We start from the raw sequence: 26049 nt of genomic DNA on the forward strand, positions 1-26049 counted from the left end.
TAAGGCAGTAAGAAGGAGTAGCAGATCAAGAGCATCAAGCAGGAAGGCAATATACTATTTATTATATCTTTATTTATATAAAAATCTGCTTTAGATACAAAAAACGGCCACTGCCCTGGGGCAGTGGCCGTCGCAACGGGCCGGGGCGGTAGTCGCGGCTAGTTGGTTTTGATCAGAGAGCGAATCACGCGCTGGGTGCCGCTGCGTACCTCCAGCTGGTAGCTGCCGGCGGGCAGCGTGCGCAGGTCGAGGGTGGTCTGGCCGAGGGCTTTGCCCTGGCGCAGGGGCTGGCCCAGCAGGCTCAGCACCCGCCACTGCACCGGGCCTTCGCCCAGCTGCAGGTGCAGCTCGTGCTGCACCGGGTTGGGGTAAGCGGCTACCAGCAGTTCGCTGGTGCCGCCCAGCACCACGATGCGCGAGTCGGAGGCCGTGCCGTCGCGGTCGACCTGGTGCAGGCGGTAGTACACCGGGCCGGCCGCACCCTTGTCCAGGAAGCTGTAGCTGCTGGCCCGGGTGCTGGTGCCCTGCGCCTGCACCCGGCCCACCGCGCGGAACTCGCGCCCGTCCAGGCTGCGCTGCACTTCGAAGTACGCGCTGTTCTTCTCCTGCGCCGTGGTCCAGCGCAGCAGGGCATCGGCGCCGCGACGCTCGGCCGTAAAGCTGCTCAGCTCCACCGGCAGCGGGTTGTTGCCGGGCGCATTGTCGAAGCTGGTGGTAGCCAGCGCGAAGTCGCCCAGCGAGGTCAGGCCGGCGTTGCTGGTGATGGTGCCCGACAGGAAGGTGGTACCGTCGGCCTGCGGGGGCGTCACGGTGCCGCCGAGGTTCAGCCAGCTGCCGTTGACGCCCTGGGCCACGCGCAGCGTGCTGGGGGCGTCCACTTGGTCGATGGCGACAAAGCCCATGGCGACCTGGCCGTTGGTAAAGGCGACGCTGTTGTACAGGTTGTAGTAGCGCACGCCCGATACGCGCTTCAAATCGTTCGGCGCCAGGGTGTAGGCCGGGGCGTAGCTCTTGTAGGGCGTCACGAAATAGGTACCGCCCGTCGTGCCCGTCTGGGTCAGGCCGATGCTGATCGGGCCGTAGCCGGCGGCAACGCCCACGGGGAAGAACAGCCCCGTGCTGGTGGAGAGGGCGTAGGTGCCGGCCCCGGGCGAATTGCGCATCATCGGGCCTTCCACGTAGCTGTCGTTATCGGCGCCGGTTATCGGGGCGGTGGTCGGCAGGCTCAGGTAATTGCTGGAAGAGGTGATGAGGTGGCCGCTCTGCGCCCCGAAGGTCAGCGCTTTGGGCACATCCAGGATTTTTTGCAGCTCTACGCCCTGCGGGTTGTTCAGCACCAGCGTGGTGTTGACGCCGAGCGAGAGGGTGCTGATGCCTTTGATGAACTGCTTGCCGCCGGTGCCGTTCAGGGTGAGGCTGGCGGCCGAGGCCGGATCGAAGTACAGGCCGGCGCCGTACTGGGTGGCGCCGTTTACTTCGATGTTGCCCCCGACGCTAACGCCGCCGGTGTTGTTCAGGCTCACGTTTACCGACGTAGCCGGGCTGGCGGGCGGGTAGTTTACCGTCAGGCTGTTCAGCACGGTGGTAGCAAAGGCCCCCGTGGTGGAGTAGCTGGCCTGAAAGTCCCAGTTGGGATACGTGCGGGCCGCGGCCGAAATGGTGCCGCCGAGGTAGCGGTAGGTGCTGCCGCTCAGGAACGAAGTGACGGCCGTGGCGCCGTTGCCGAACGGGTCCAGACCGCTGCTCTGAATAAACGTGGCGCCGGCTTCGAACACGACCGAGCCGGCCCCGGCCTTGCCGGATGCTTCGTTGACGTTGTTGTTGCCCGTCAGCGTTTCGGTACCCGTCGTGCCGAAGGGGTGGCCCACTACTTCGGTCGAGTTGAAGACGGAGCCGCTCTTGAAGCGCAGAGCCCCGGCATCGGCGGCCACGAGACGCTGCGGAATGTTGAGGCTGGTGCCGAGTACGTTCTGGATGGTACCGCTGAGGCTGGCCGTGGTGCCGGTGGGCATGGCCAGGACGATGTAGCGGTTGTCGGTATTCGAGCCGGTGGTCATGGTCAGCGTCGCGCCGGCTTCTTCCACGAAGTCGTCGCCCGTGGTGGTGGCGTTGCCGATCTGCAGCGTGCCGGCGGTGTTGGCCGTGCTGGGCGCGTAGAACGAGGCGCTAACGTTGTTGACCAGGTAGAGCTGACCGAAAATCTGCTCCTGCGTTTGGTTGCCGCCGAAGCCGCGGGAAATCTGCACGGCCGGATTGGCCGTGGTAGCTCCGTTGAAGACCAGGACGTGGTTGGCGTTGGCCCCGTTGGTGTTGGACAGCGTGCGCGCCGGCGTCCAGTTGGAAGCGGTACCAAAGTCCTGGGCGATGGTCGCGTTGGTGTTGTTCCAGGTGTAGGTGGGCAGGGCCAGGAAGGCCACCGTGGCCGGGTTGGTCAGCAGGTAGTCGGTGCCCCCGGCATCCTGGTTGTAGGCGTACACGTCCACCACGTAGTTGGAGCCGGCAGCCAGACCGGTGACGGTGATTTTATTGAACACCGCAGCCGTGGGCGGCACGTCGGCATACACCACGTAGTTACCGGCACCGGTGGTGCGGTTGGTACCGGTGTTGTTGCCGTAGGCCAGGTTGGGAGTGTAAACAACCCCGTCGGTCGGGGCTACGCGCGTGGCGGCGGCCAGGCGCACAATCACCAGATAACGCCCTCCGTCGCCCGCGGTCAGCTTCAGCGCGGCCGACGGCGTGTTGGCCGTGGCGCCGCTGGCCGGGTGGTAGCCTACGACCGGCTGGACGGTAGGCTCCGTTGCCGCCTGAGCCGCATAGCCAAGCCCCATTCCTAGCGTAACCAGGAAGAGCTTCGTAAAATTGTTGATCATGCAAATGGAGTTGGAATGGAAAAACGCGCAAAAGTGGGCGAGCTACGCGTCTAGTCTCATTGCCATCGACAAGACACAGTTCGTCACACAACCCGAAATTATATTATTTTTTTAATAATTGTGTGTATACACCAGACAAATATTTCCAGAATCGGTAAAAATCAGGCTTTTGTTTCCCATTCAGGGACATTGTCGTATTGCACTGAAAAAAGGCCCCCGGCTCCAACTGAGCCGAGGGCCTTTGACAAAGGTAAGCCGAATGCTACTGCCTTACAAAGCGCAGTAGGTGCCGGCCGTTGCCGCCGGTAGTCAGCTCCAGCAGATACACGCCGGGGTTCAGGCTGCTCACCGGCACCCGGTCGGGCTGGCCAGTGCCGCGCAGCAGCGGTGGGCCCACCGGGCTCAGCACCCGCCAGGCCCGCACCGGTGCCGAGGTGCTCACGCGCAGCAGGTCGGTGGCCGGATTCGGGAAGGCGGTGGCGGTGAAGGCCATCGTGCCGCCCAGCACCACAATGCGCGAGTCGGAGGCCGTGCCGTCGCGGTCGACCTGGTGCAGGCGGTAGTACACCGGGCCGGCCGCACCCTTGTCCAGGAAGCTGTAGCTGCTGGCCCGGGTGCTGGTGCCCTGCGCCTGCACCCGGGCCAATGCGCGGAACTCGCGCCCGTCCAGGCTGCGCTGCACCTCAAAGTACGCGCTGTTCTTCTCCTGCGCCGTGGTCCAGCGCAGCAGGGCATCGGCGCCGCGACGCTCGGCCGTGAAGCTGCTCAGCTCCACCGGCAGCGGGTTGGCAGAGAGGTCGGCCGTGCTGGTGGCCAGCACAAACTCCGTCAGGGCTGTAAAGGCCGTGGTGGAGGTAATGGTGCCCGTTGGCACGGCCGTGACGGTGCCGCCGAGGTTGTTCCAGGCGCTGCCCACGCGCTGGGCCACCCGCAGCGTGCTGGCATTGTCCGCCTGGTCGTCGGAGCCGAAGCTGAGGGTAATGGCGCCGTTGGTAAACGTGGTGCCGGCGCTGCTCAGGGTGAAGTACCGCAGGCCCGACACGCGCTGAATGCCCGTCCCCGGCGCCAGATTGGCAGCTCGTCCTTCCGTCTGCACGGCGGTATAGGAGCCGGCAGTGCTGCTCTGCGTGGCCGTCAGCGTCACGGGCCGGTACACGTTGGTGGTGCCGTTGCGCAGCGCGCCGATTGGGAAAGTAAAGGTTTTGGCGCCGGTGGCGGAAGTCGTAATGTTCAGCGGCCCGTTGACGAAGCTGGTGGCGCTGCCGCCGCTGATGAAGCTGGCTGAGTTGGCTTGGTTGGCAATGGCAATGGTTAATGGGCTGCTAACGGACGTGTTCAGCAAGCCATTGGTCAGCACCAGTCCTTCGAAGGTCAGCGGCTTTTGCAGCGTGACGCCGCCGGGGTTGTCGATGGCCAGCCGCACGGTGGTAGGCGAAATGCTGAAGGTGCCGTCGCCCTGAATGTGTTGGATTGTTGCTCCGTTCAAGGTCAGGTTCACGTCGGAGCCGGGATTGAGCTGCAGCGTCCCGCCGTCGACGATGATATTGCCCCCCACCGCAATGCCCGTCGTGGCACTGGTGCCGGTCAGGTTCAGGGTAAGCGTGGCCGTATTGGCCGCGGTCAGCTGCAGGTTGTTGAGGATGTTGAGCCGGGTGGTCCCGGTGTACGTGGGCAACGCGGCGGAAGTGGCAAACACCAGGTTGCCGTACGTGCGGCCCGCCAGGTTGGAGCCGCCCGGGGCGGTGCCCCCGCTGAAGGTATAGGTGCTGCCCGCCTGAAAGGCAGCCGGGCCGTACGGGTCGTCACCCGCCTGTTGAATGAAGCCAGCTCCGCTTTGAAAAACGGCCAGCCCGGTGGTCGTCCCGAAGGGCGTGTCGGTGGGGTCCAGCGTAGCGCCTTGGGTGGTGAGGGAGCCGCCCGCTTGAAAGACCACCGAGCCGGCCGCGCCCAGAAACTTATGCACGCTGGCCGCATTGGCATTACCCCCGACTCCGCTGAACACCACACTGCCCGCAATGCGAGCCGTAGCCCCGGGATTCAACGACGCCACGAAGTTGCTGGCGCTGCTCGAGCCGGTGGAACCGTTACCAACGACCGTAAGCGTGCTTCCGGCATCCACGATAAAGTCATCGTCGGCCGCGGTGGCCTGGATGGTTAGCGTGCGGGTAGTAGTCAGGTTATTGGACGTGCTGATGGAAAACGTGGCATCGGTGTTGTTGCGAAACCGAATGCGCCCGATTGTCTGCGTTGCGCCTGCATCCAGGGTTGCCGAGGGCGTGCCGCCGTTGAACTCCAGGATGTCCGTGGTGGTCGGAGTATTTCGGGGGGGCGTCCAACTGTCAGCAGCACTGAAATTGGCCCCGCTGGCCCCATTCCAAGTGTACGTCGTCTGCGCCAGGGCAGCAGAAGCCGAACAACTCAGCCATATACCGACAAGTACAGGAAGCCTACTGCTTAAGCGGGGGTAGGGTGCTAGCTTTTTCATGTCGCAATGAGGTGTTTGTGTTGGATATTTTTTTCAATTTATATAACATTATTAACATATTAAAAACTACTCCCATTTTCCCCTCCAGGGCGTAGCTTATACCGAGGGCCGCTAAAATGGCAACACCCCTGCACGACGCGCGTGCAGGGGTGTTGCCATTTTAGCGGCCCTCGAAACGACTTACTGCTTCACAAACCGTTTGGTGAGCTGAATGCCGCCATTCGTGGTAAGTTCGAGCAGGTAGCTGCCAGCGGCCAGCGGCGTCACGTCGATACCCGCTTCGGCACCCGAGCCGGTCCGCAGCACCTGGCCGGCCAGGCTCAAGATGCGCCAGCCTTTAACCGGCGCCGCCGCCTCGATGCGCAGCAGGTCGGTGGCCGGATTCGGGAATACGGTAGCCGTGAAAACGGCCGATCCGCTCAGCACCCGCACTTCCGAAAGCGTGGCCGTGCCGTCGCGGTCAACCTGGCGCAGGCGGTAGTACACCGGGCCAACGGGGCGGCGCGCATCCTGGAAGGCGTATTGACGGCCGGTGCTGCTGTGCCCGGCGGCCTGCACCTGGCCAATGGCTTCAAACTCCTGGCCACCGTTGGTAGAGCGCTGCACCTCGAAGTAGGCGCTGTTTTTCTCCTGGGCGGTGGTCCACTTCAGCAGGGCGCCTTCGCCCTGGCGCTGGGCCGTAAACCCGGTCAGCGTGACGGGCAGCGGGTTGGTGCCGGCCGCGGTGGCATTCGTAGCCAGGCTGAAGTCGCCGAGGGCGGTGATGCTGGCCGCAACGGTGCCGCTGAGGAAGCTGGGCCCGGTGGCGGTGATGGTGACGGTGGGCGTGCCCAGGTCGGTGTAGGCGGTGCTGCCGTTGGGCGAGCTGGCCAGGCGCAGGGTGGCCGCGTCGTTCACGCCGTCGTCTTCACCAAAGGCCAGCTCCACGCTGCCGCCGGTGAGGGTGGCGCCGCCGGCTTCCTGGCTGAGGGCCACGTAGCGCACGGCCGACACGTTGGTCAGCGGCGCCGTGACGCCGCGGCTGTTGCCGGTCAGCTCCTGCAGGCGGGCGGTGTAGCCGCTGGCCGGGCCGTTGCTGGCCTGGGCCACCGTCAGCGTCGCGGGGCGGTAAAAGCCCAGGCTGCCGCCCAGCGGGAAGGTCAGCGTGGCGGCCGTGGCGTTGGCGGCCGTGGGCAGCGTCAGGGCGTTGACGTAGCTATTGGCGTTGCCCCCGGTAAGGGTGCCCGTCACCACCAAGCGCGTCGAGGGGGTAAACTGCAGCACGCCGCGGGTCAGCGTCACGTTGGCCACGGTGAGGGTGTTGGTCAGTTCAATGGTCACGTTAGCGGTCCGGTTCAGCACCAGTGAGGCCAGCATGCGCGCCGCCGTCGAGTTGACGAAAGCCAGCGTGCCGACGCTGCCCGTGCCGGTAAAGGCGAGGGCGCTGGTTGCGGAGCCCCGCAGCTGGCCGGCCACCGAGACAATGGGGCCGTCACTGGTGAGCGTACGACCGTTCAGCACCAGAATGCCGGAGGTAAGATTGAGGTTGGTGACGGTCAGGTCGGCTCCCAGGAACAGCTCGTCGGTGGCGTCGGCCAGGTTGAGGGTGAGCGTGCCCAGGGTTTCGCCCGCGCCCAGGTACAGGGTGCCGGGGGCCGAGGTACCGGCCGGCTTGGTCACATCCACGGTGGCGGCGGCGGCGGCCGTCAGCACGCCGCTGCCCACGAAGGTGCCGTTACCGGTCAGCGCCAGCGTGTTGCCGTTCAGGGCCAGCGAGGTGCCGGTGTTCTGCGTCAGGCCGCCGCTGGTGACGGTGCCCAGGTTCAGGTTGGTGCTGCCGCCGGTGGCAGCCAGCACGCCGCCGGCCGTGTTGTTATTGGTCAGGCGGAACAGGTTGATGGCGTTGCCGTTGCCGGTCAGCGTCTGCGGGGTGGTACCGTCGAGCACCAGGGTGTAGGAGTTGTCGGCGGTGCCGTAGGTCACGGTGCCGAGCAGGGTGAAGTTGCCCAGCAGGCTCAGGGTGGTAAAGGTCGGGCTGCTGCTGCCGGCAAAGCCGTTGTAGCCCGTCACGTTGTCCACCGTGAAGTTGCCGCGGATAACGGTGGTGCCGGTGGGTAGGGTCTTGGTACCGCTGGTGAGCTTGAGGTTGCCGTAGCCGCCGCTGGGGGTGCGGCTGGCCGGCACGGCGTAGGTACCGGCCTGGGCGTAGTCGACGGTGCTGCTGGCGGCCACCGCGCCGAAGGTGAAGCTGGGCGCCGTATTGAGCACCGTCAGGGTGCTGTTGGCGCTCAGGTCGAGGGTGCCGGTCAGGTTGAAGCCGGCCGGAATGGTCAGGTTCACGGCGGCCGTGCCGTCGCCCACCACCACTTTGCTGCCGGTGCCCAGCGTCAGGCTGGCCGTCAGCGTCGGGGCGAGGTTATTGACTAAGTTCAGGGTGATGCCGGGGTCGGTTAGGCTGGTGGGCGAGGCACCGCTGCCGTCGGGGTTCAGGCCGAAGGTGGCCGGGTCGTTGAGCGCGCCGGAGGCCTTGGCGTAGTACACGGGCAGCAGCACCGTGAAATTGGTGGTGCTGGTGGCCGTCTGGCCGCCTACCGCCACGCTCACCGGGCCGGTGGTGGCGCCGGCCGGCACCAGGGCCTGCACCTCGGTGCTGCTCACGAAGGTGACACTGGTAGCGGCCGTGCCGTTGAAGAGCACGCCGGTGCCCCCGCTCACGAAGTTGGTGCCGGTAATGGTGACGGGCGTGTTGATCAGGCCCTGATCCGGGGTAAAGGAAACGATGGTGGGCGCCGGGGCCGGCGAACCGTACAGGGCCACGTCGTCGATGCTCCACCGCTCGGCCCCGTCGTTGGTGGTCGGGACGATGCGCACGCGTACCTGCGTTGCCGAGGCCGGCAGGTTGATTTTCACCGTGCTGTAGCCATCGGTGTTGCGCACTCCGCCGCCCGACGGCACAAAGGGCACCGGCGTGTTGTCGCCGTCGTAGGTGGTTTCGGCCACGCCGGTGGCCGTGTAGTCCCAGCGCGCGTTGTTGTTGCCGCCCACCAGCAGGGTGCTGCGCCAGGTCGTGCCGTTGTCCAGGCTAACCTCCACCGTCACGTTATCAGAGGCATCCATGCCGTTGCCGGTCGAGCCAACGGAGAAGGCCCCGAGGCGGAACGTGACGTAGGCATTGCTGTAGCCCACCAACGACTGGTTGGCGAAAGTGGCCGTGGGCGAAGCCCCCGTGGCCAGCCAGGCTTTGGCGCTGCTGGTGAAGAAGGGCGAATTAGCCGGGGAACTGCCGCCGGTGCTGTTGCCCGCCACCGTGGCCACGCTGCCGGTGTACGTCCAGGCAATGGTGGGCTGGTTGTCCTCAAAATCCTGGAAGACCAGCGGGGCGGGCAGCACCGTGAAGGCTACGGCGCTGCTGCTGCCGCCGCCGGGAGCCGGGTTGGTTACCGTCACGCTGTAGGAGCCGGCCGTAGCCACGGCCGCCGCCGGCACGGTGGCCGTCAGCGAGGTGGCCGAGACAAACGTGGTGGCTAGGTCCGCGCCGTTGAAGGTCAGTGCCGAGCCGGCTACGAAGTTGGTCCCGGTGGCGGTCAGCGTGAAAGCGCCGCTGCCGGCCAGGCGGTTAGCGGGGCTCAGGCTGCTGAGCGTGGGCGCGGGGTTGTCGATCAGGAAGCTGCTGCCCGAGGTACCGGTGCCGCCGGGCGTGGTCACGGCCAGGGGGCCGGCCGTCACCCCGCTCGGCGCGGTGGCCGTGATGCTGGTGCTGCTGTTGACGGTAAAGCTGGCGGCGGCTACCCCGTTGAAGGTCACGGCCGTGGCGCCGGTAAAATCGGTGCCGCTGATGGCAACCACGGTACCGGCCGAGCCGCTGGGCGGGTTGAAGCTGGTTACCGTCGGGGCCGGAATGGGCGTGGCGGTGGTTACCGCGAGCAGCGTGGGGGTGGTCTGCAGGTTGGGCACGGCGTCCTCGGCCACCGCGTACACGTCGTAGGCGGTGCTGGCCGTCAGGCCGCCGATGGCCGCTGTGGCGGCCGTGTTGGCGGTGGCGTTGGTGATGGAGCCCGATTGGGCCGCGGCGCTGCCGCTGGCGTCCTGCCCGGCTTTCACCTGGGCACTCGTGGGGGCCGCGGCGCCGCTGGCCAGCACCACGTAGTAGGTTTTGCCGACTTCGTTAATCGTCGAAGAAAGCGTAAAGCCGGTGGTGGTAACGCCCGAAGCCGCAGGCGAACCGCTGCCAAACGTGGGCGGCGTGGTATCGGGCGAAAGGGTCGTCACTTCCAGCAGCGTCGCGGCGGTCTGCAGGTTGGGCACGGCGTCCTCGGCCACCACGTACACGTCGTAGGCGGTGCTGGCCGTCAGGCCGCTGATGGCCGCTGTGGCGGCCGTGTTGGCGGTGGCGTTGGTGATGGAGCCCGATTGGGCCGCGGCGCTGCCGCTGGCGTCCTGCCCGGCTTTCACCTGGGCACTCGTGGGGGCCGTGGCGCCGTCGGGGAGCACCACGTAGTAGGTTTTGCCGACTTCATCAATAGTAGAGGAAAGCGTGAAGCCGGTGGCCGTAGTGCCCGAAGCCGCGGGCGAACCAGTGGCGAAGGTAGGCGGGGTTGTGTCGGCAGGAGTTGTACCCGTAGTGAAGCTAACCGATACTTCATCAATAGCAAGGCCATGATCTGTACCATTGTGGTCTACATCTTTCCACCGTAGCATGATGTAGCGTCCAGCAGCTAGTGGGCTCGAAGTCAAATCAATAGTAGTAGCTGCTATTTGCACTCTATTTGCTGGCGCGTTGCCGTTTAAGGATGCAGCAGAACTGGTGTTAATAGGGCTGGTAAAATTGAGCGCTGCAACATCTGTCCAGCCGGCATCTGCTGTAGGGGCACCACTTGCAACGCCAATAGGAGTTAACGTGGTTATTTGTGACGCACTTGTTTGATAAGAAAAGGTTATGACGTTGGGTGTCGTGTTGCCACCATTGCGCCACTGCTCTCCTACATATGATATCGAAAGGGAGGTAATTGGGGCACCAGTATTATTCTGGAAAAGAATGCCATGAGCAAAACTTCCAGCCGCAGCATTGCTTGAGCCAAGCGTTCCAAGTGCTCTGTCCGTTGCCGAAGCAGCTCCGTAGCTGTATAAATTGCCGCCATTTGCCCCGCCAGCATCAGCAACGATGGACGTGCCTGTACCAGTTCGCTGAGAGTATAGTCCAACAATGGTCCCGTTCTGGGTGAAGGTTGCACTACCTGAAACGGGTAGTGCATCGAAGTTTTGACCATAAGTTGGATTGCTACCCGTTAGAATAACCTGCCCCCACCCTACCAGCGGCGAGCAGAAAAACAACAGGGCGACAAGCCACCTCAAGCGTCGGCGTGGACCGGCGGAACTACGGGTAAGTTGTTGTGTCATGCAATCAGGCTGAAGGAAGAGAGTTGGAGCGAACTAAGATACAAAAGTACCATTTGCGCCCCCCTGCCTGTCGAGTTCGTTGTTAACGAATTGTTATGTAGCCGTTATCCGTAGGCCACAAAAAAAGCCCCTGCCGGCTGGCAGGGGCTTTTTCGTACGGAAGGCAGCGCGGGGCTAGCGCTTGGAAATGCGGCTGGTAGCCACGCCTTCGCGGGTCGAAATTTTCACCAGGTATTGTCCGGTCGGCAACTGGCGCAGGTCCAGGCTACCATCGGCGGCCAGACGGCCGCTCCACACGGGCCGGCCCAGCATGTCGAGCACCGTTACCTCGGCCGCGGGCACGGCACCGGCCAAGCGCACGTGCAGCTGGTCGGTCACCGGGTTGGGGTACACGCTCAGGCCCTGCAGCTTACCGGCATGGGCGGCCGTGGTGCTCGTCACCGTGAAGGTTACGGTGCTGGTGGCCGTGCCGCCCGGCGTGGTCACCGAGATAGTGCCCGACGTAGCGCCGGTCGGCACCGTGGCCGTGATGGACGTAGCCGATACCACCGTGAAGCTCGGCGCATTCACCCCGTTGAAGGCCACGGCCGTGGCGCCGGTCAGGTTGGTACCCGTAATCGTCACCACCGTACCCACCGTACCGCTCGTCGGCGTAACCGCCGTGATGGTCGGGGCCGGGTTGGGCACCGTCACGGTGAAGCTGGCCGTCGAGGTGGCCGTGCCGCCCGGCGTGGTCACGGCAATGGTGCCGGAGGTGGCGCCCGTCGGCACCGTGGCCGTGATGGAAGTGGCCGAGTTGACGCTGAAGGTCGTGGCCGCCGTGCCGTTGAACGTTACCGCCGTGGCGCCGGTCAGGTTGGTGCCGGTGATGGTCACCACCGTGCCCACCGGGCCGCTCGTCGGCGTGAAGCTGGCCACGGTCGGGGCCGGAATCGGGGCGGGCGTCACCGTGAAGGTGGCCGCCGCCGACGTGCCGCCGCCCGGGGCCGGGCTGGTCACGGTCACGTTGTAGGTGCCGGCCGTGGCAATGGCCGAGGCCGGCACGCTGGCCGTCAGCGAGGTGGCCGACCCGAACGTGGTGGTCAGCGCCGCCCCGTTGAAGGTGACGACCGAGCCCGATACGAAGCCCGTGCCCGTCACCGTGAGCGTGAAGCCCGCGCCGCCGGCCACGGCCGTGTTGGGCGCCAGCGCCGTGATGGTCGGCACCGGGTTGGGCACCGTCACGGTGAAGCTGGCCGTCGAGGTGGCCGTGCCGCCCGGCGTGGTCACGGCAATGGGGCCGGAGGTGGCGCCAGCCGGCACCGTCGCCGTGATGGACGTAGCCGACACCACCGTGAAACCGGTGGCTGCCGTGCCGTTGAAGGCCACGGTCGTGGCGCCGGTCAAATTGGTGCCGGTGATGGTCACCACGGTACCTACCGGGCCGCTCGTCGGCGTGAAGCTGGCAATGGCCGGGGCCGGCGTCGGCGCCGTCACGGTGAACGTCACGGCCGAAGAAGTGCCGCCGCCCGGGGCCGGGCTGGTCACGGTTACATTGTAAGTGCCGGCCGTGGCAATGGCTGAAGCCGGCACCGCCGCCGTCAGCGAGGTGGCCGACACAAACGTGGTGGTCAAAGCCGCGCCATTGAAATTGATGACCGAACCGGCCACGAAGCCCGTGCCAGTAGCAGTCAGCGTGAAGCCGGCGCTACCAGCTACGGCCGTGTTCGGCGCAACGCTGGTCAGCGTCGGGGCCGGGTTGGGCACCGTCACGGTGAAGCTGGCCGTCGAAGTAGCCGTGCCGCCGGGCGTGGTCACGGCAACGGCGCCGGAGGTGGCGCCCGTCGGCACCGTGGCCGTGATGGAAGTGGCCGAGTTGACGCTGAAGGTCGTGGCCGCCGTGCCGTTAAACGTTACCGCCGTGGCGCCGGTCAGGTTGGTGCCGGTGATGGTCACCACCGTGCCCACCGGGCCGCTCGTCGGCGTGAAGCTGGCCACGGTCGGGGCCGGAATCGGGGCGGGCGTCACCGTGAAGGTGGCCGCCGCCGACGTGCCGCCGCCCGGGGCCGGGCTGGTCACGGTCACGTTGTAAGTGCCGGCCGTGGCAATGGCCGAGGCCGGCACGCTGGCCGTCAGCGAGGTGGCCGACCCGAACGTGGTGGTCAGCGCCGCCCCGTTGAAGGTGACGACCGAGCCCGATACGAAGCCCGTGCCCGTCACCGTGAGCGTGAAGCCCGCGCCGCCGGCCACGGCCGTGTTGGGCGCCAGCGCCGTGATGGTCGGCACCGGGTTGGGCACCGTCACGGTGAAGCTGGCCGTCGAGGTGGCCGTGCCGCCCGGCGTGGTCACGGCGATGGGGCCGGAGGTGGCGCCCGTCGGCACCGTGGCCGAAATCGTGGTGGCGTTGGTCACGCTGAAGGTCGTGGCCGCCGTGCCGTTGAAGCTCACCGCAGTAGCGCCGGTGAAATCCGAGCCGGTGATGGTCACCACGGTACCTACCGGACCGCTCGTCGGGGTGAAGCTGGCAATGGCCGGGGCCGGCGTCGGAGTCGTCACGGTAAAGGCCGCCGTCGAAGTAGCCGTACCGCCGGGCGTGGTCACGGCAATGGTGCCGGAGGTAGCGCCCGTCGGCACCGTGGCCGAAATAGAAGTAGCCGAGTTAACGGTGAAGCTGGTAGCCGCCGTGCCGTTGAAGGCCACGGCCGTGGCGCCGGTTAGGTTGGTACCCGTAATCGTCACCACCGTGCCCACCGGGCCGCTCGTCGGCGTGAAGCTCGTAACGGCCGGGGCCGGGGTAGCGGAAGTTACAGTGAAGGGCAGCGCCGCGGAGGTACCACCGCCGGGAGCCGGGTTGGTCACGGTCACGTTGTAGGTGCCGGCCGTGGCAATGGCCGAAGCCGGCACCGCCGCCGTCAGCTGGGCAGCCGAAACGAACGTGGTCGGCAGGGCCGTCCCGTTGAAATTCACCACCGAAGAGCCCAGGAAGTTGGAGCCGTTTACCGTCAGCGTGAAGTCCGCGCCGCCGGCCGCAGCCGTGTTGGGGGCCAGGCTGGTCAGCGTCGGGGCCGGGTTGGGAGCCGTCACCGTGAAGTTCAGGCTCGAGGTAGCCGTACCGCCGGGCGTGGTCACGGCAACGGCGCCGGAGGTGGCGCCCGTCGGCACCGTGGCCGAAATGGAAGTAGCCGAGTTAACGGTGAAGCTGGTAGCCGCCGTGCCGTTGAACGTTACCGAGGTAGCACCAGTGAAATTCGAGCCGTTGATGGTTACCACCGTGCCCGCCGGGCCGCTCAGTGGCGAAAAGCTGGCAATGGTCGGGGCCTGGGTAGCGACGTTGATGGGCGCAAAAGCCACGCCCCGGAACACCGTATTCGCCGGCGCCGCTTTGATGGTTGCCAGCGACGAGCCGGCAGTGGGGGCCGCGTTGTAGCCCGTCGCGTCGGTAGCCGAGTACAGCCCGGTAGTGCCGGTGGCAAACAGCGTGGCCGAGTTGCCCGAAGCCTGCACGGTCAGGCCGCGCAGCCCCGCCGTCGAGGCAATGACGCCGTTGTAGGTCCAGGTGCCACTTACCAGCGAGTATTTGTTGATGCCGCCGCCCGCGCCCGAGCGGTCATCGGCCACGTAGGCCACGTCGGGGCCGGGCACCGTGGCATCCAGGTCCACCAGCACAAAGCCGTAGGGCGAAGGGGTAGCCCCGTTGCCCGGGATGACCAGCGTAGTGGTCTGGCCCGCCGTGGTGGGCAGGCCAGTGCCCACGGTATTCACCCCGATATTCGAGCCCGAGCTGGAGGAAATGTAAAGCTGCCCGCCGTAGATGCCGACCGCGCGCACGTTAGTGGGTGCGGTGCTCAGCAGCGTGGAGGTGGTGGCCCCCAGCGTGGCGTAACGGGTGCCGCCGCTGCTGGTGGGCGAGCCGGTGCCGGCCAGCCAGAAGCGCGAGCCGTCGTCGGTGGCCGCGCCGCGCGGGCTGCTGGCCAAGTAGGCGTCGGTCAGCCCGGTGGAGGTGTCTACGTTGCCATTCACGTCGATGCGCGCCACGACGCGCGCCGCGGCCGAGGCCGTAACCGAGGCCGTGGCCGGGGCCGCGTCGTAGCCTACCAGCGTCAGGTAGCGCCGGTCCGTCGAGAGGGTCAGCATGCCTTCCGAGGTGGCGCTGGCCGTGAGCGTAAACTGTTTCTGAGTGCCGCTGCCGGCCGTCGGCAGGGCAATGGACTGGACGAGGTTGCCGTTAGGCGTGTACTCGTCCAGAAACACGGCGGCGGCCGTGCCGGAAGCCACGGCCGCCGTGCCGTCGCCCACGCGCACGACGACAAGGTTGCCGGAAGTAAAAGGAGCAGCCTGTAAGGAAAGTGTGCTGGCGGCCAGCAGGGCTGTCAGGCAGCTCAGGTGCCACCTGCTCGCCCTCGCGGTTGTAGATGTTGTTTTCACGGGCATAAAGCCATTAAAAGGTGGAATGTCAGGTTACGCAACGTCGCTCGGGAGGCGGCGTCGCGGTCCGGGCTTCATACTGAATTAGCCGGGGCCGCGTTGCTGCCGGGAGCATAAAAAAAGCTCCCCGCCGGAGCGGGGAGCTTTCTTTTCCATCAGCAGTTGGAATTACTGCTTGACAATCTTCTGGCTAACCTTTTCGCCGTCGCTGCTAACCGTCACGATGTACGTACCGGCTTTCAGTCGAGTCACGTCAAAGGCGCCGTCCAGGCCCAGCTTGCCGTTCAGCACCACGCGGCCCATCAGGTCGGTTACCTGCACCGTAGCGGCCGAGCTGGCCCCGCTCACGCGGACGTTCAGCTTGTCGGTCACCGGGTTCGGGTACATCGACACTTCCAGCTTGCCACCGTTGCGGATCGATACGGCCGGCAGGATGTGCGGCGTGCCATCGGTGTCCAGCTGGCGCAGGCGGTAGTACGATACGCCGGTCAGCGGCTGCGCGTCCTCGTGGTTGTACTCGCTCTGGGTGGTGGTGTTGCCACGGCCATTCACGAAACCAATGGTCTGGAAGTCGCGGCCGTTCTGGCTGCGCTGCACTTCAAAGCCGCGGTTGTTCTTCTCCTGAGCCGTTACCCAGTTCAGGTAAGCACGACCGTTGCGCAGCTTGGCCGTGAACGATACCAGTTCCACCGGCAGCGGAGTCTGGGGCTGGTTGTTCGGCACCTTGTAGTTCTCGGCGTTCAGCAGGCCGTCGTCATTGAACTCGAAGGCAAAGAAGTAGTAGTTCTCGTTCGCGTCCAGGTTGCCCACCGTGAAGGTGTTGGCCGAGCCGCTGAACACCACGTACGTGCCCGTGCTGATTTCAATGGGGGTACCGGTACCGTACTGGTAAGCGCCACCGACCGTCGAGCCCGGGTTGAAGTTCTGCTTGTCCAGCGGGAAGAGGTTGGTGGGCAGCAGCGTGTAAGTGCGCGAAGCAATTACCAGGCGGTTCTGACCGTAGCTCATGCCCGTGGGCGGATTGGTCGGCAGGAAGTTGATGGTAGCCGTCGTGCTCCCGGTCGGGCGGGTGATGGTAGCCGTCGACTGGGCGGAAGGCTCTTCAGCAATGGCGAAGCCCGTGGCGCGGCCGTTGCCGCTCAGCAGCATCAGCGGCAGGCCGTTGTTCAGCGCCTGGTTGGTGAAGGTCAGTTCCTGCGTCGAAGCACCTACCCGGGTCGGGGCGTAACGCACCCGCAGGTTCACGATGCGGTTGCCGTCCGCGTTGTTGAGCAGCGTGTCAGCAAACAGGTAGCCGTCGTTCGAAGACTGCGCGTTGGGGTTGCCACCGTTGACGATGTCAAACTCGTACTGCGGGGTGCCGGCGGGGTTACGGCCCGGGTCTTCCGTATCGTTCGGGAAGTACAGGTTCAGCGGGCCGGTCAGCAGGAAGGTCTCCAGACGTACCGTCTTCGAAGCCGACTTGGTGTTTTTCACCGTGGCATCCCCAAACGAGCCCAGGGGCTGCAGCAGACGAATCGTCGGTTCGCTGATACCCGTCACCGATACGTCGCGGTCGGGCGCCGGAGCGCTGGTAGCGCGGATCAGAGCGTTGACCGTCAGGGCGTTGTTGCCCGGCACGAAGCGTACGTACAGGGGTTGCTGCGGCACGTTGTTCTGGCCGTCACGGGTCAGCGTTACCGAGCTGAAGAAGTTCACGTTGTCGGTCGATACCTGGAAGTAGCCGCCGTTGGTGCCGTTGGGAGCCACCACGATGTCCTGCAGCAGGTTGGTGCCCGAAATCAGGAACGACTGCGAAACCGAGAACGTCGCCGGACGGGTCGCGAAGGTAAAGGAGTTGTTGGCCGGGTTCGTGATGGAAATATCCGATACGTTGCCGTTCGACGTGGCCGTCACAATCACCGTCACCGGGGTTGCGCCCGGGCTCGTGACCTGAATATTCTGGTTGAAGGAGCCGTTGGCAATCGGCGAAACCAGGCGAACTTCCACCGTGGTCGGCGGCACCGTGCCACCCACCGAAGTAATTACCAATGCCCCGCTGGTGAAGGCACCGCCCGTCGAGGCGTTGCGCAGCTGAATGTTGGCGCTCGAAGGAGTAAGCGTGATGGGGTTCGTACCCAGGTTGGTGCCGCTCACCGTCAGCAGGCGCGTATCGGCCGAACCGCTCTGCGTAACCGTGCCGAAGGCGAGGGTAGTCGGAGTCACGTTCACCGTGGCACCGCCCGGGCCCGCCAGGCCTTCGCCCGTCACGTTTACCTGGGTCGAGGCGTTGTTGGCCGTCACTTGCACCGTTTCATTCTTGATGCCGGCCGAAGCAGGCGTGAAACGCACGTCTACCGTCACGTTCGACACCGAGCCGCCAACGGGTACGATGGTAGCCGACTGGCCGAACGCGTTCGAGCCAATCCGCACCTGGTAGTTGTTGGTTGCCGTGATGGTCACGTTGCTGTTGAGGCCGCTGCCATTCACCACGAACGACTGCGACGCCGTGGCCGAGCCAACCGTGGCCGAGCCAAAGCTCAGCGGATCCGGCGAGTACGTAACAGTCAGCGTGCCCGGTACTGCCGTGCCCTGGCCCGATACCTGCACCGTAGCCTGCGCGGCGCCGGTGCTGTTCAGCGTGATGTTGCCGATGTAGTTCTGTACCTGCGTGGGGTTGAACACCACATTCAGCGTGCCGCCGGCGGCCGGCAGAGTCGTCGTCGAGGCGTAAACGCTGCCGTTGTAGCTAACCAGGAAGCCCGCGGGGGCCACCACGGCAATCGTGCTGGAAAGCGAGTTGCCCGTTACCGTCACCGATTGCGGGGCCGAGGTGGTGTTGATGATCTGCGGCTGGAAACCCAGGGCCGTCGGGGCCACCACGATTTCCGGCGTACCAGCCACCCCGTTGCCCGTCAGGGAAATAGTCGGCGACGAGGCTACCACGTCCCCATTGGTGTCCAGCGTAAAGGCAAAGACGGTCCGGTTGATCGTACCCGTCGCAATAGGCGCGAAACGCAGGTAGACGGTGGTGGGGGCCAGGGTGCCGCCGGTCGGCGAAAGCACAATAGCGTTGGTGCTGAAGCCGCTGGTGGCACTCAGGCTGCCTTCGAAGCGCGAAGGAATGTTGATAGTAACGTCATCAACCAGGCCGCTGCCCGAAACGGTGAACGAGCGGGGAGCCGATTTTTGGCCGACAACGACGTTGCCGAAGTTCTGCGGGCTTCCGGCTACGTCCGGGGTCAGGCTTACAGACTGGGCATAGCCCGTGAGCGACAAGCTCAAGAGAGTGAAGAGTATCGCGCAGAGACGCTGCCAAGCAGGCCGTCGTGTGGCGATTAGGTAAGCGTTTTTCATATGAAAAGCGAGGAATGGTTACGAAGTGAGCGAGGGAAGTCCCTCAGGGGCACATTACGCAGAACGTAATGGTTTGGATGATTGATTTCTGCTTTTATTATTGTAAGTTTCTTAGTCTACATCGGCCGTTGGGCTGCTTGTGAAGCGTGCGCCCGTTAACACATTTCATGCCACACAAAGGTGCGAAGGGAATTCCCATAAAAAAATTTGTTTTTCTTATTCCCAGCCTCTTGCAGTTTTTCATCACATAAATAGTGAGGATAAAACAAATATAAAAATTCAACTATTCTTATACTTATATGGTGTACAGCAGCTTTATTTTCAACAAGAGCGTTAAAACATTGACAACCGATACACGAATCGTAGCATCAAGCTAACAAAATGACATTCGGCGTTCCGGGCTTTGGTCGGAATCCGGCAGCTATACGCACGACTGCTCAAGTGGTTGACAAAAAAAGGGCACTTCCTTATCGGAAGTGCCCTTGGCAGTTCATCGTTGTGTTAAGCTGCCTTACCGCCAGTCCGGGCTGGCCGCATTCTGCAGCAGGCGCACCCGGTTGTTGCCGTCGGCTGCGTCCATCACCCATACTTCCGGCGGCGCGATGTTGTCGTTGGCCACGTTCACGAAGATAATCTTGGCTCCGTCGGGAGAAAAGCGGGGATTGATATCATTGGTCCCGGCTGGTTTGCGGGTCGACAGGTCGAGCAGCCCCGTGCCGTCGGGGTGCTGCACCAGGATATGCGCGTTCAGTTGGCGCCCCGTAGGGTCGTCGATGCCGGCCAGGTCGCGGGTGTAGAGAATCTGCCGCCCGTCCACGCTGAAACTGGGCGAGTCCAGGCGCCCGGGCAGGTTACTCACCACCTGCGTCAGGCCGCTGCCGTCGGGGTTGAGCTGGTATATCTCGGCGTCGTAGGCGTTGGCCCCGATGGTCTGCACCACAATCTTGTTGGCCAAGACCGACCAGTCCAGCTCGCGGAAGTGGCGGCCGGCGGGAGCGGTAGCCAGCAGCGCTAGCCCGGTACCGTCGCGGTTGATGCGGTAGAGCTTGTCGTAGCGGGCATACACGAGCTGCGCGCCGTCGGGCGACCAGTGATAGGCCAGGCCATTGTTGTAGTACCCTTCCACCGGAATGGTGGTGATGCACCGCGCGTCGGAGCCGTCGCGGTTCATGGTGTACAGCTGGTACTGCCCGGTGGCGTTGCTGGTGTAGGCAATCCGGTCGCGCGTAGGGCTAAGCTGCGGCGCGGTTTCGATGAAGGCGCTGGTTGTCAGGCGCAGCAGCATGCCGTTAGCCACGGCATCGGTGGCATAGATATCGGTGTTGCCTCCCGTGGTGCGCGCAAACAGGTAGCGGAGCTCCGGGAAGGTGGTGGTCTGGAAGGCCCATACGTCACCGCGGGCGGTTTCGCCGGCATGGTCGCGCACGGTCACCTGCCAGAAGTAGCTGGTGTTGTATTTCAGCCCGCTCACGGTTACGGCGGTGTCGCGGCTGTTGCTGAGCAATTGCTGCCGTACCGTCGAGCTGCCTTCGTAGAGCACCACGTCGTAGCGCAGGGAGTCGCCTTTGTCGGGGTCGGTACCGCGCCAGCGCAGCGTCAGGCTGGGGGCCCGGTTGCTGGCACCGTTGGCCGGCTCGGGCTGGCTGGGGGCGTGGGGGCGTTGGTTGCCGGTGGATTTCTCCAGGCGGATTTCCACGCTGGTGGCCGGTCCTTCGGCCACGTTCACGTTGAGCGTTTCGCTCTTGTAGTCGGTTTTGCGCAACGACAGCGTGTACTGGGCCACGGTCAGGTTGGGCAAGGCAAAGCGGCCCTCGTTGTCGGTGGTGAAGGAAGACGTGGCCGGGTTGGTCGTGATGACCACGTTGGGCAGCGGCGCGTTGGTGCGGCTGTCGCGCACGATGCCGCTCAGGCTGCCGTAGCGGGCGGGCTCAACGGTATTTTCCTCGCAGGCGCTCAGCAGCAGGCCCAGTGCCCACAGCAAAGCCCACACGCAGGACGAAGCTAGTTGTCGATTCATGGTGGTGGAAAACATGAAGTAAAGGGCTTGATCAGGGCCCGAAACAGCCGTGGCGAGCTGCCGGGCTCCGCGAAACGCCGACGCTAGGGCGCGGCCGGCAGCAGCAGGGAGTCGGCGGCCAGAACGGCGCCTTGCTCGTCGAGCACCCGCAGCCGCAGGCGGCAGGCATCGGTGGCGCCCAGGTTCAGCGTGGTGCGCGACAGCGTGACCTCCTGGCCCGGGGCGGCCACGAAGTTGCCCGCCTGGGCATTGCGCGACGAGCCGCTGCGCCCCTGTTTTTCGGCGCGCAGCTCGTAGGTCCACCGGGCGGCGGGCGGCACCCCGGTGTTGAGGCAATGGCCGGTGATGGTCACGTTGTCGCCGCGGCGCTGCACCTCCAGGCGCGCCTGGCAGCGGGGAGCGTCCGCGGCAGTGGTCAGGCAGGCCACTACCGCGGCGGCCGTCAGGATGGAAGCATGTAGCATTCGTGTGTTAATTAAGGAGTGAATGAAAAAAAGCAGTCCGCCGCCGGTCCCGGACACGCACGGCGCCGGGGCCGGCGGCGGGCCGCCTTCAGGGCGACACTCGCCCCTGCTCAATGGTGAGGCGGATGCCGTTGCCGACCATGCGCACCTCGTAGCCCGGGCCCGGCGCGGCACCGCTTTCGCGCTGCACCAGCTCGTTGGCGTTGCCGCGCTGCTCAACCAGGTAGCGGCGGTTGTCCAGGCTCAGGTCCTGCTGCAGCAGGTTCTGGTTGCCGCGCTGCCGGATTTCGGCCTCAATGCCGGTGCCGGTGAGCTGGCTTTCGATGCGGTTGCCGGCTCCCCGCTGCTCCACCACCGTGCGGTTGGCCGCGCCAATCTGGCCGATGTCGGCCAGGTTGGCCGCGCCCGCCTGCACGATTTGCACCAGATTGCCCAGCGCGGCGCCGGCGTAGCGCTGCTCCACCGCGGCTTCGTTTTGGGAGCCCTGCTGCAGCAGCTGCGTGGTGTTGGGGCCGGTAGCGGCGGCCGAAGCCACCGGCAACCGTTCGGTACCCAAGCGTTCAGCCAGCTGCTGCTCGTTGGAAATACCTTCCCGGTCGGCATTCTGCTGGGCCACCACCGGTAGCGCCACGATGCTCAGCGCGCTGCTGAACACCGCCAAGGAGAGTGGTTTCATACACAAACTGGATAAGTAAGAAAATCTGGAGCGGCGCCCTCAGCGCCCGCGCTCCGCAGCCCTACCGAAGAGCCGGCAACCCTGAAACCCTGCCCCGGCGGCGGCAAGCCGGTCCGGGGCAGGGTTTACGGCAGCGCGACGCTGCGGCGGGGGGTTAGGGATGATCCTGGCGCACGGTGGCGGTGTTGCCGTTGCCGTACTGCTCAATCACGCTGTTCTGGCCGCTGGCACCCTGCCATACTCTGGCGCTGTTGTCATTGCCCACCTGCGTCTGCATGGCGCGGTGGTCGTTGCCGTCCTGGTCCACATAAGCCGTGTTCCGGTCGCCGTTGGTGTACTGGGTAGCGCGGTTGTCGCTGCCTTCCTGGTCGATCTGCTGGCGGTTGTCGTCGTTGATGATGGTCTGCGAGGCGCGGTTGCGGTTGCCGGTCTGCTCCACCAGGGCCACGTTGTCGTCCGAGCCGCCGATGCCGATGGTCTGGGTCGAGCGGTTGTCGCTGCCGGCCTGCAGGGCGCGGGATACGTTCCGGTCACCAATCTGGTCCTGCTCGGCGCGGTTGCGGTTGCCGACCTGCTGGATGCGGGCCAGGTTCAGGCTGTTGCCTTCCGACACCCGGCGCTGGCTTTGCCGGGCGTAGTTGTCGTTGCCGCCTTCCTGAATCACGATGGCCTCGTCGCCCACGGCGCTCAGCTGTTCCTGAATGGACGTGCTGCGGGCGCCGAGCTGCCGGGCCGATGCGCGGTTCAGCGAACCGGTCTGGTACTGCGAGGCGGTGTTGTCCCCGTCGAGGGGCGTGCCGTCGCCCTGCACGATGGTGGCCTGGTTCAGGTTGCCAAGCTGGGTTTGGGTGGCGCGGTTCCGGTCGCCCGTCTGCCGAGCCGAGGCTTCGTTGCCGCCGATCAGCCCCTGGGTCTGCGAGAGGCGGTTGTCGTCGCCGTTCTGCGTGCCGACGGCTTTGTTGGCCAGGCCGGTCTGGCTCTGCTCGGAGCGGTTGCCGTCGCCCGTCGACGTGATGCGGGCGTCGTGGTAGAGGCCGGTTTGGGTCTGGGTCGAGCGGTTGTCGTCGCCGGTCTGGGTGCTGCGGGCTTCGTTGTAGCGACCGGTCTGGGTTTGAGTGGCCCGGTTGTCGTCGCCGGTCTGGCGGCTCTGGCTCAGGTTGTAGCGCCCGTCCTGGGTCTGGGTGAGGCGGTTGTCGTCGCCGGCCTGGGTGCCGTGGGCCTCGTTCATCAGGCCGGACTGCGTCACGTTGGCGTCGTTGGTGCCACCCGATTGCAGCAGCGTGCTGGTATTATTCTGGGCATGGGCGTAGCCCGCAGCTAGCAGTGCAGCTAGCACGAAAGTAATGCGTTTCATCGGTCGCGTTGGGGTTAGAGGGGAAATCGATACGGGTTCCCTCCGGAGGAACAGTACAAATATATATGAGAATAATATTAAATCAAGCGTCAGTAATAAAAAAAGTAAAATACTTTGAAGAAATAATCCTAGCAACAAACCAGCTTGGTTGTATTAATCTGGAACGCTGCCACTTACTGCACTACGCGGCGCTTTCGGGCGCGTCCGTTCCGCTCTCAGACCCTTCTAATGATAGCATTTCGCGCAGCTGACTGGATTGCGCCGGCTGCGGCTGCGCCCGTAGCGCCACTGGGTTGGTGGCACTACGGGCGCAGCGGTAAGCTTCTCGCAACCCCTCAGGGCTGGGGTGGGCATCAGGGCTTGGCGGCCGGGGCGGGTACTGGGGCCACGGTGCGGGGCGCTCCGGCCTTGCGCCCCAGGTACCACACCACCCCTACCCTGCCGGCCCAGTAGAAGTCGTTGTACTTGCCCTGCACCATACCATCGAGTCGGTCGGAGAGGTAATAGTGGTTGTCGACGCTGAGCTGCAGGCCAACCCGGTCGGTGGGCAGCCATTCGACGCCGACGCCGGCCAGCACGTGCGGAAACATTTCGGTGGTGCGGCCCATCATGATGCGGCTGCGGGTGGTAATGCCCGCTCCGGCAAACAGGAAAGGCGTCAGGCGCTCCTGCGGAAACAGGCGCAGGTGGGCGGCGGCTTCGGCGTAGTTGAACGTTTCGCGGTAAAACTCGCCGGCGGCCAGGGTGCTCCGGCCCAGGTTCACGGCCCCGGTCAGGCGCCGATTGCCGCCGTAGCGCAACGTCAGCTCGGCCCCCGGGCGGATCTGCGGGCCGCGATAGTCGCCGCCGTAGCGCAGGGCGGCCGCGGTCAGGCCCAGGCCGAAATTGCTGCGGCGCTCGTGCAGGGAGCGGCCCAGCACGTCGATGGTGGCGTTTTCACTTTTTTCGGCCAGGTAGTCGGCCACGGCCCGGCCTTTGCGGTCGGCGGGGTTGCGCGGTACCCACAGGCCCTCCAGCATGCCCTCGATGACCAGGGCCTGCACCGATTTCTCGATGGCCTCCTTCACGGCCATTTCCGTGGGCTCGTTGTAGGTGAAGCCGGTTTCGGTTTCCAGCAGGCGCTTGAAGTCCACAAACCGGAACAGGCTGGCATCGACCTGCTGCGAGAGGATGGTCTTGGAGGTGTAGACCGTCTTCAGAATCTGCCCGTTGCTGGTGCTGATGGCCCGCAGGTACACCGTCACGCGGTCTTGCCGGTACTGGCCCGAGGCCCCGGCCCCGAAGTAGCGCAGCCCGGCCCCGCCGGTCAGAATGTTCGCGTCGTAGGAAATGATACCGCCTTCCAGAATCACGCCCGCGAAGAGCAGGGGAGGCAGCGCGGGCTCCTTCTGGCCGGTGGCCTCGGAGTACTCGGCCCGGCTGCTGCGGATGATTTTCCGCTCGTTGAGCAAGTTGCCCAGGTTTTCGCGCTCAATGGGCTCAAACCAGCGCGAATCCTCCAAAGCCCGCAGCAGAATGCTGGTAGCACCTTGGGTAATGGCTGTGGAAAAGCTCGACCCGTTGGCCGTGGGCTTGTACTGGCCGGTCTGGTCCCGAAACTTGTAGACGGCCACCACCACCCGCTCGTCGGGGGTGGGCAGGCTGCGCAGGGTGGCGCTGGCCCGCACTTCGGCCCCCAGGCGGGCCCGCTCGGTGGCGAAGGGCTGGTGGAAATACGGCGCGCAGCCGGCGGCCCCGGCCAGCAGCAATGCGGCGGCCGTCCGGGCAAAACGGGTGTGAATACGCATGGTGGAGAGCAGGGCAACGACCGGCGCGGGGCGGCGTGGCGGCCGCCCCGCGCCGGGGTAGCGTTACATAAAGGGGATGGTAATCGTCGTCTGATTGCCCGTGCCCGAGTCGGTTATCTGCACCGAGAGGCCGGTGCCGGTGGGCGTCACGTTCAGCTGGTAGGTGCCGATGGTGTAGGTGCCCTCCTTCACCGCGCCCTCGCCGAACTGCGAGGTGATAAGCTGGCGCGAGAGCTGCGCGAGAATCTGCTGGTTCAGGCTCTGCTCAAACTCCTTGAGCGGGTCGCGCTGGTACAAGGACGACGAGGCGGTCTTGTCCTCAATGGTATTCTGGGCCTGGGCCGAGCTCAGCAGCCAGGAATAGTTGAAGGTGTTGCCGCCCCCGAAGGCCGGGTTTTTCGGCTCGTACACCAAATCCTGCGCCGCGGCGGGCTGCCGCGAGCCCAGCACCAGCAGGCCCAGTAACAGGGCCAGCCGCATGATCAGCGTAAAATGGCTCATGAGAGTAAGGTGTTTGGAAGGTGGAACAATAGCCTCAGAACAGGCCCGACCCGGCTTGGTCGGCCCGTTCGAGTTGCTTGGTCACGGTCTGGGAGCGAAATAGGAAGTCGTAGGCTACGGCCACGGCCTCCTGGGCCGCGGCTTCCACCACCTCGAACTTGGGCTGCAGGGGCATTTCCAGCAGTTCCGTGTCGTTCACGTCCACGGCCACCAGGGTGCTGTTGCCGCGCCCGATCCGCTCCCGCAGGGTCACGGTGAAGTCGGTGGCGCCGGGCGGGGCTTCCCAGGTGGTGTAAAACACGTCGTAGAAGTCGTGACCGACCTTGGTAATCGTCTGGTCCACCACCAGGCCTTCGATTTCGGTGGGCCGGAACCGGCGGGTCTGCGCCGAATCGGCGCGCAGCAGGCGGCGCAGGGCTTCTTCCAGCTGCCGGGTCGACACGGCCTGCTCGCGGGGCGGGGCCGTTTCGTAGGGCCGGGCGGCGGGCGGCGGGGCCGCCGTGCCCGTCTTGGGCGCGGTCTGGGCCGGGGCCAGGCGGGGCAGCAGGCCCAGCACGAGACACCCAAGCGCAATCATCCAGGGCCGCCACCACAGCACAGGCGGTGGTGGCGGAGCAGTTCTAACTGTCCGTCGCATATGTGGTGGAGAAACGCGCGTGAAGGCCGTGGCGCGGACCCAGCAGGCGCAATGGAATAAACTAACCTGAAGGCTGCAGCTGATCAGAATTCCAACAGCCTTACATCAACCAAATGTAATTAAATAAAAGTATCGTACAACA

General features: G+C 65.0%; 12 protein-coding genes. All 12 read right to left on the bottom strand.

Going from position 1 to position 26049, the window contains the following annotated elements; translation table 11 throughout:
* Window positions 1-158 precede the first annotated feature (158 nt).
* The 12 genes from DLM85_RS20960 to DLM85_RS21020 all read right to left on the bottom strand — a co-directional run bounded on the left by DLM85_RS20960 (window position 159) and on the right by DLM85_RS21020 (window position 25868).
* Window positions 159-2870 (bottom strand): T9SS type A sorting domain-containing protein, encoded by a 2712-nt coding sequence (locus tag DLM85_RS20960; RefSeq protein WP_111480140.1) that lies wholly within the window; start codon window positions 2868-2870, stop codon window positions 159-161.
* A 262-nt stretch (window positions 2871-3132) separates the two neighbouring features.
* Window positions 3133-5355, bottom strand: coding sequence for a beta strand repeat-containing protein (locus DLM85_RS20965; RefSeq protein WP_133257180.1), 2223 nt, complete (start codon window positions 5353-5355; stop codon window positions 3133-3135).
* A gap of 180 nt (window positions 5356-5535) precedes the next feature.
* Window positions 5536-10032, bottom strand: coding sequence for a T9SS type A sorting domain-containing protein (locus tag DLM85_RS20970; RefSeq protein ID WP_133257181.1), 4497 nt, complete (start codon window positions 10030-10032; stop codon window positions 5536-5538).
* Between the two features lie 873 nt (window positions 10033-10905).
* Window positions 10906-15012, bottom strand: a complete 4107-nt coding sequence (locus DLM85_RS20980; RefSeq protein ID WP_165822234.1) for an IPT/TIG domain-containing protein — start codon at window positions 15010-15012, stop codon at window positions 10906-10908.
* 291 nt (window positions 15013-15303) lie between these two features.
* On the bottom strand, window positions 15304-18399 hold the full coding sequence (locus tag DLM85_RS20985; RefSeq protein WP_165822235.1) for a T9SS type A sorting domain-containing protein: 3096 nt from the start codon (window positions 18397-18399) through the stop codon (window positions 15304-15306).
* A 583-nt stretch (window positions 18400-18982) separates the two neighbouring features.
* Window positions 18983-20488 (bottom strand): carboxypeptidase regulatory-like domain-containing protein, encoded by a 1506-nt coding sequence (locus tag DLM85_RS20990; protein ID WP_165822236.1) that lies wholly within the window; start codon window positions 20486-20488, stop codon window positions 18983-18985.
* A gap of 83 nt (window positions 20489-20571) precedes the next feature.
* A complete protein-coding gene (csgH, locus tag DLM85_RS20995) occupies window positions 20572-20952 on the bottom strand; it encodes a curli-like amyloid fiber formation chaperone CsgH (RefSeq protein ID WP_111480147.1) in 381 nt (126 codons plus the stop codon).
* A gap of 88 nt (window positions 20953-21040) precedes the next feature.
* Entirely contained in the window at window positions 21041-21628 is a 588-nt protein-coding gene (locus tag DLM85_RS21000; protein WP_111480148.1) for a hypothetical protein, read from the bottom strand.
* Window positions 21629-21782: 154 nt separating this feature from the next.
* Window positions 21783-22982, bottom strand: coding sequence for a hypothetical protein (locus DLM85_RS21005; RefSeq protein ID WP_111480149.1), 1200 nt, complete (start codon window positions 22980-22982; stop codon window positions 21783-21785).
* 353 nt (window positions 22983-23335) lie between these two features.
* Entirely contained in the window at window positions 23336-24769 is a 1434-nt protein-coding gene (locus DLM85_RS21010; RefSeq protein WP_111480150.1) for a CsgG/HfaB family protein, read from the bottom strand.
* A 63-nt stretch (window positions 24770-24832) separates the two neighbouring features.
* Window positions 24833-25270 carry a curli production assembly/transport component CsgF gene (locus DLM85_RS21015; RefSeq protein ID WP_243636081.1) on the bottom strand — a complete coding sequence of 146 codons (438 nt, stop codon included), beginning with the start codon at window positions 25268-25270 and terminating at the stop codon, window positions 24833-24835.
* Between the two features lie 34 nt (window positions 25271-25304).
* Complete coding sequence (locus DLM85_RS21020) at window positions 25305-25868, bottom strand: CsgE family curli-type amyloid fiber assembly protein (protein ID WP_133257182.1); 564 nt, start codon at window positions 25866-25868, stop codon at window positions 25305-25307.
* Between the last annotated feature and the right edge of the window lie 181 nt (window positions 25869-26049).

Origin of the sequence: Hymenobacter edaphi (assembly GCF_003258365.1) — a bacterium.
GTDB classification, from domain to species: Bacteria; Bacteroidota; Bacteroidia; order Cytophagales; family Hymenobacteraceae; genus Solirubrum; species Solirubrum edaphi.

What these genes read in the sequence shown, in the direction of transcription:
- DLM85_RS20960 (WP_111480140.1), bottom strand. Translation starts at nt 2,870, where the DNA reads ATGATCAACAATTTTACGAAGCTCTTCCTGGTTACGCTAGGAATGGGG.
- DLM85_RS20965 (WP_133257180.1), bottom strand. Translation starts at nt 5,355, where the DNA reads ATGAAAAAGCTAGCACCCTACCCCCGCTTAAGCAGTAGGCTTCCTGTA.
- DLM85_RS20970 (WP_133257181.1), bottom strand. Translation starts at nt 10,032, where the DNA reads ATGCTACGGTGGAAAGATGTAGACCACAATGGTACAGATCATGGCCTT.
- DLM85_RS20990 (WP_165822236.1), bottom strand. Translation starts at nt 20,488, where the DNA reads ATGAATCGACAACTAGCTTCGTCCTGCGTGTGGGCTTTGCTGTGGGCA.
- csgH (WP_111480147.1), bottom strand. Translation starts at nt 20,952, where the DNA reads ATGCTACATGCTTCCATCCTGACGGCCGCCGCGGTAGTGGCCTGCCTG.
- DLM85_RS21000 (WP_111480148.1), bottom strand. Translation starts at nt 21,628, where the DNA reads ATGAAACCACTCTCCTTGGCGGTGTTCAGCAGCGCGCTGAGCATCGTG.
- DLM85_RS21005 (WP_111480149.1), bottom strand. Translation starts at nt 22,982, where the DNA reads ATGAAACGCATTACTTTCGTGCTAGCTGCACTGCTAGCTGCGGGCTAC.
- DLM85_RS21010 (WP_111480150.1), bottom strand. Translation starts at nt 24,769, where the DNA reads ATGCGTATTCACACCCGTTTTGCCCGGACGGCCGCCGCATTGCTGCTG.
- DLM85_RS21015 (WP_243636081.1), bottom strand. Translation starts at nt 25,270, where the DNA reads ATGAGCCATTTTACGCTGATCATGCGGCTGGCCCTGTTACTGGGCCTG.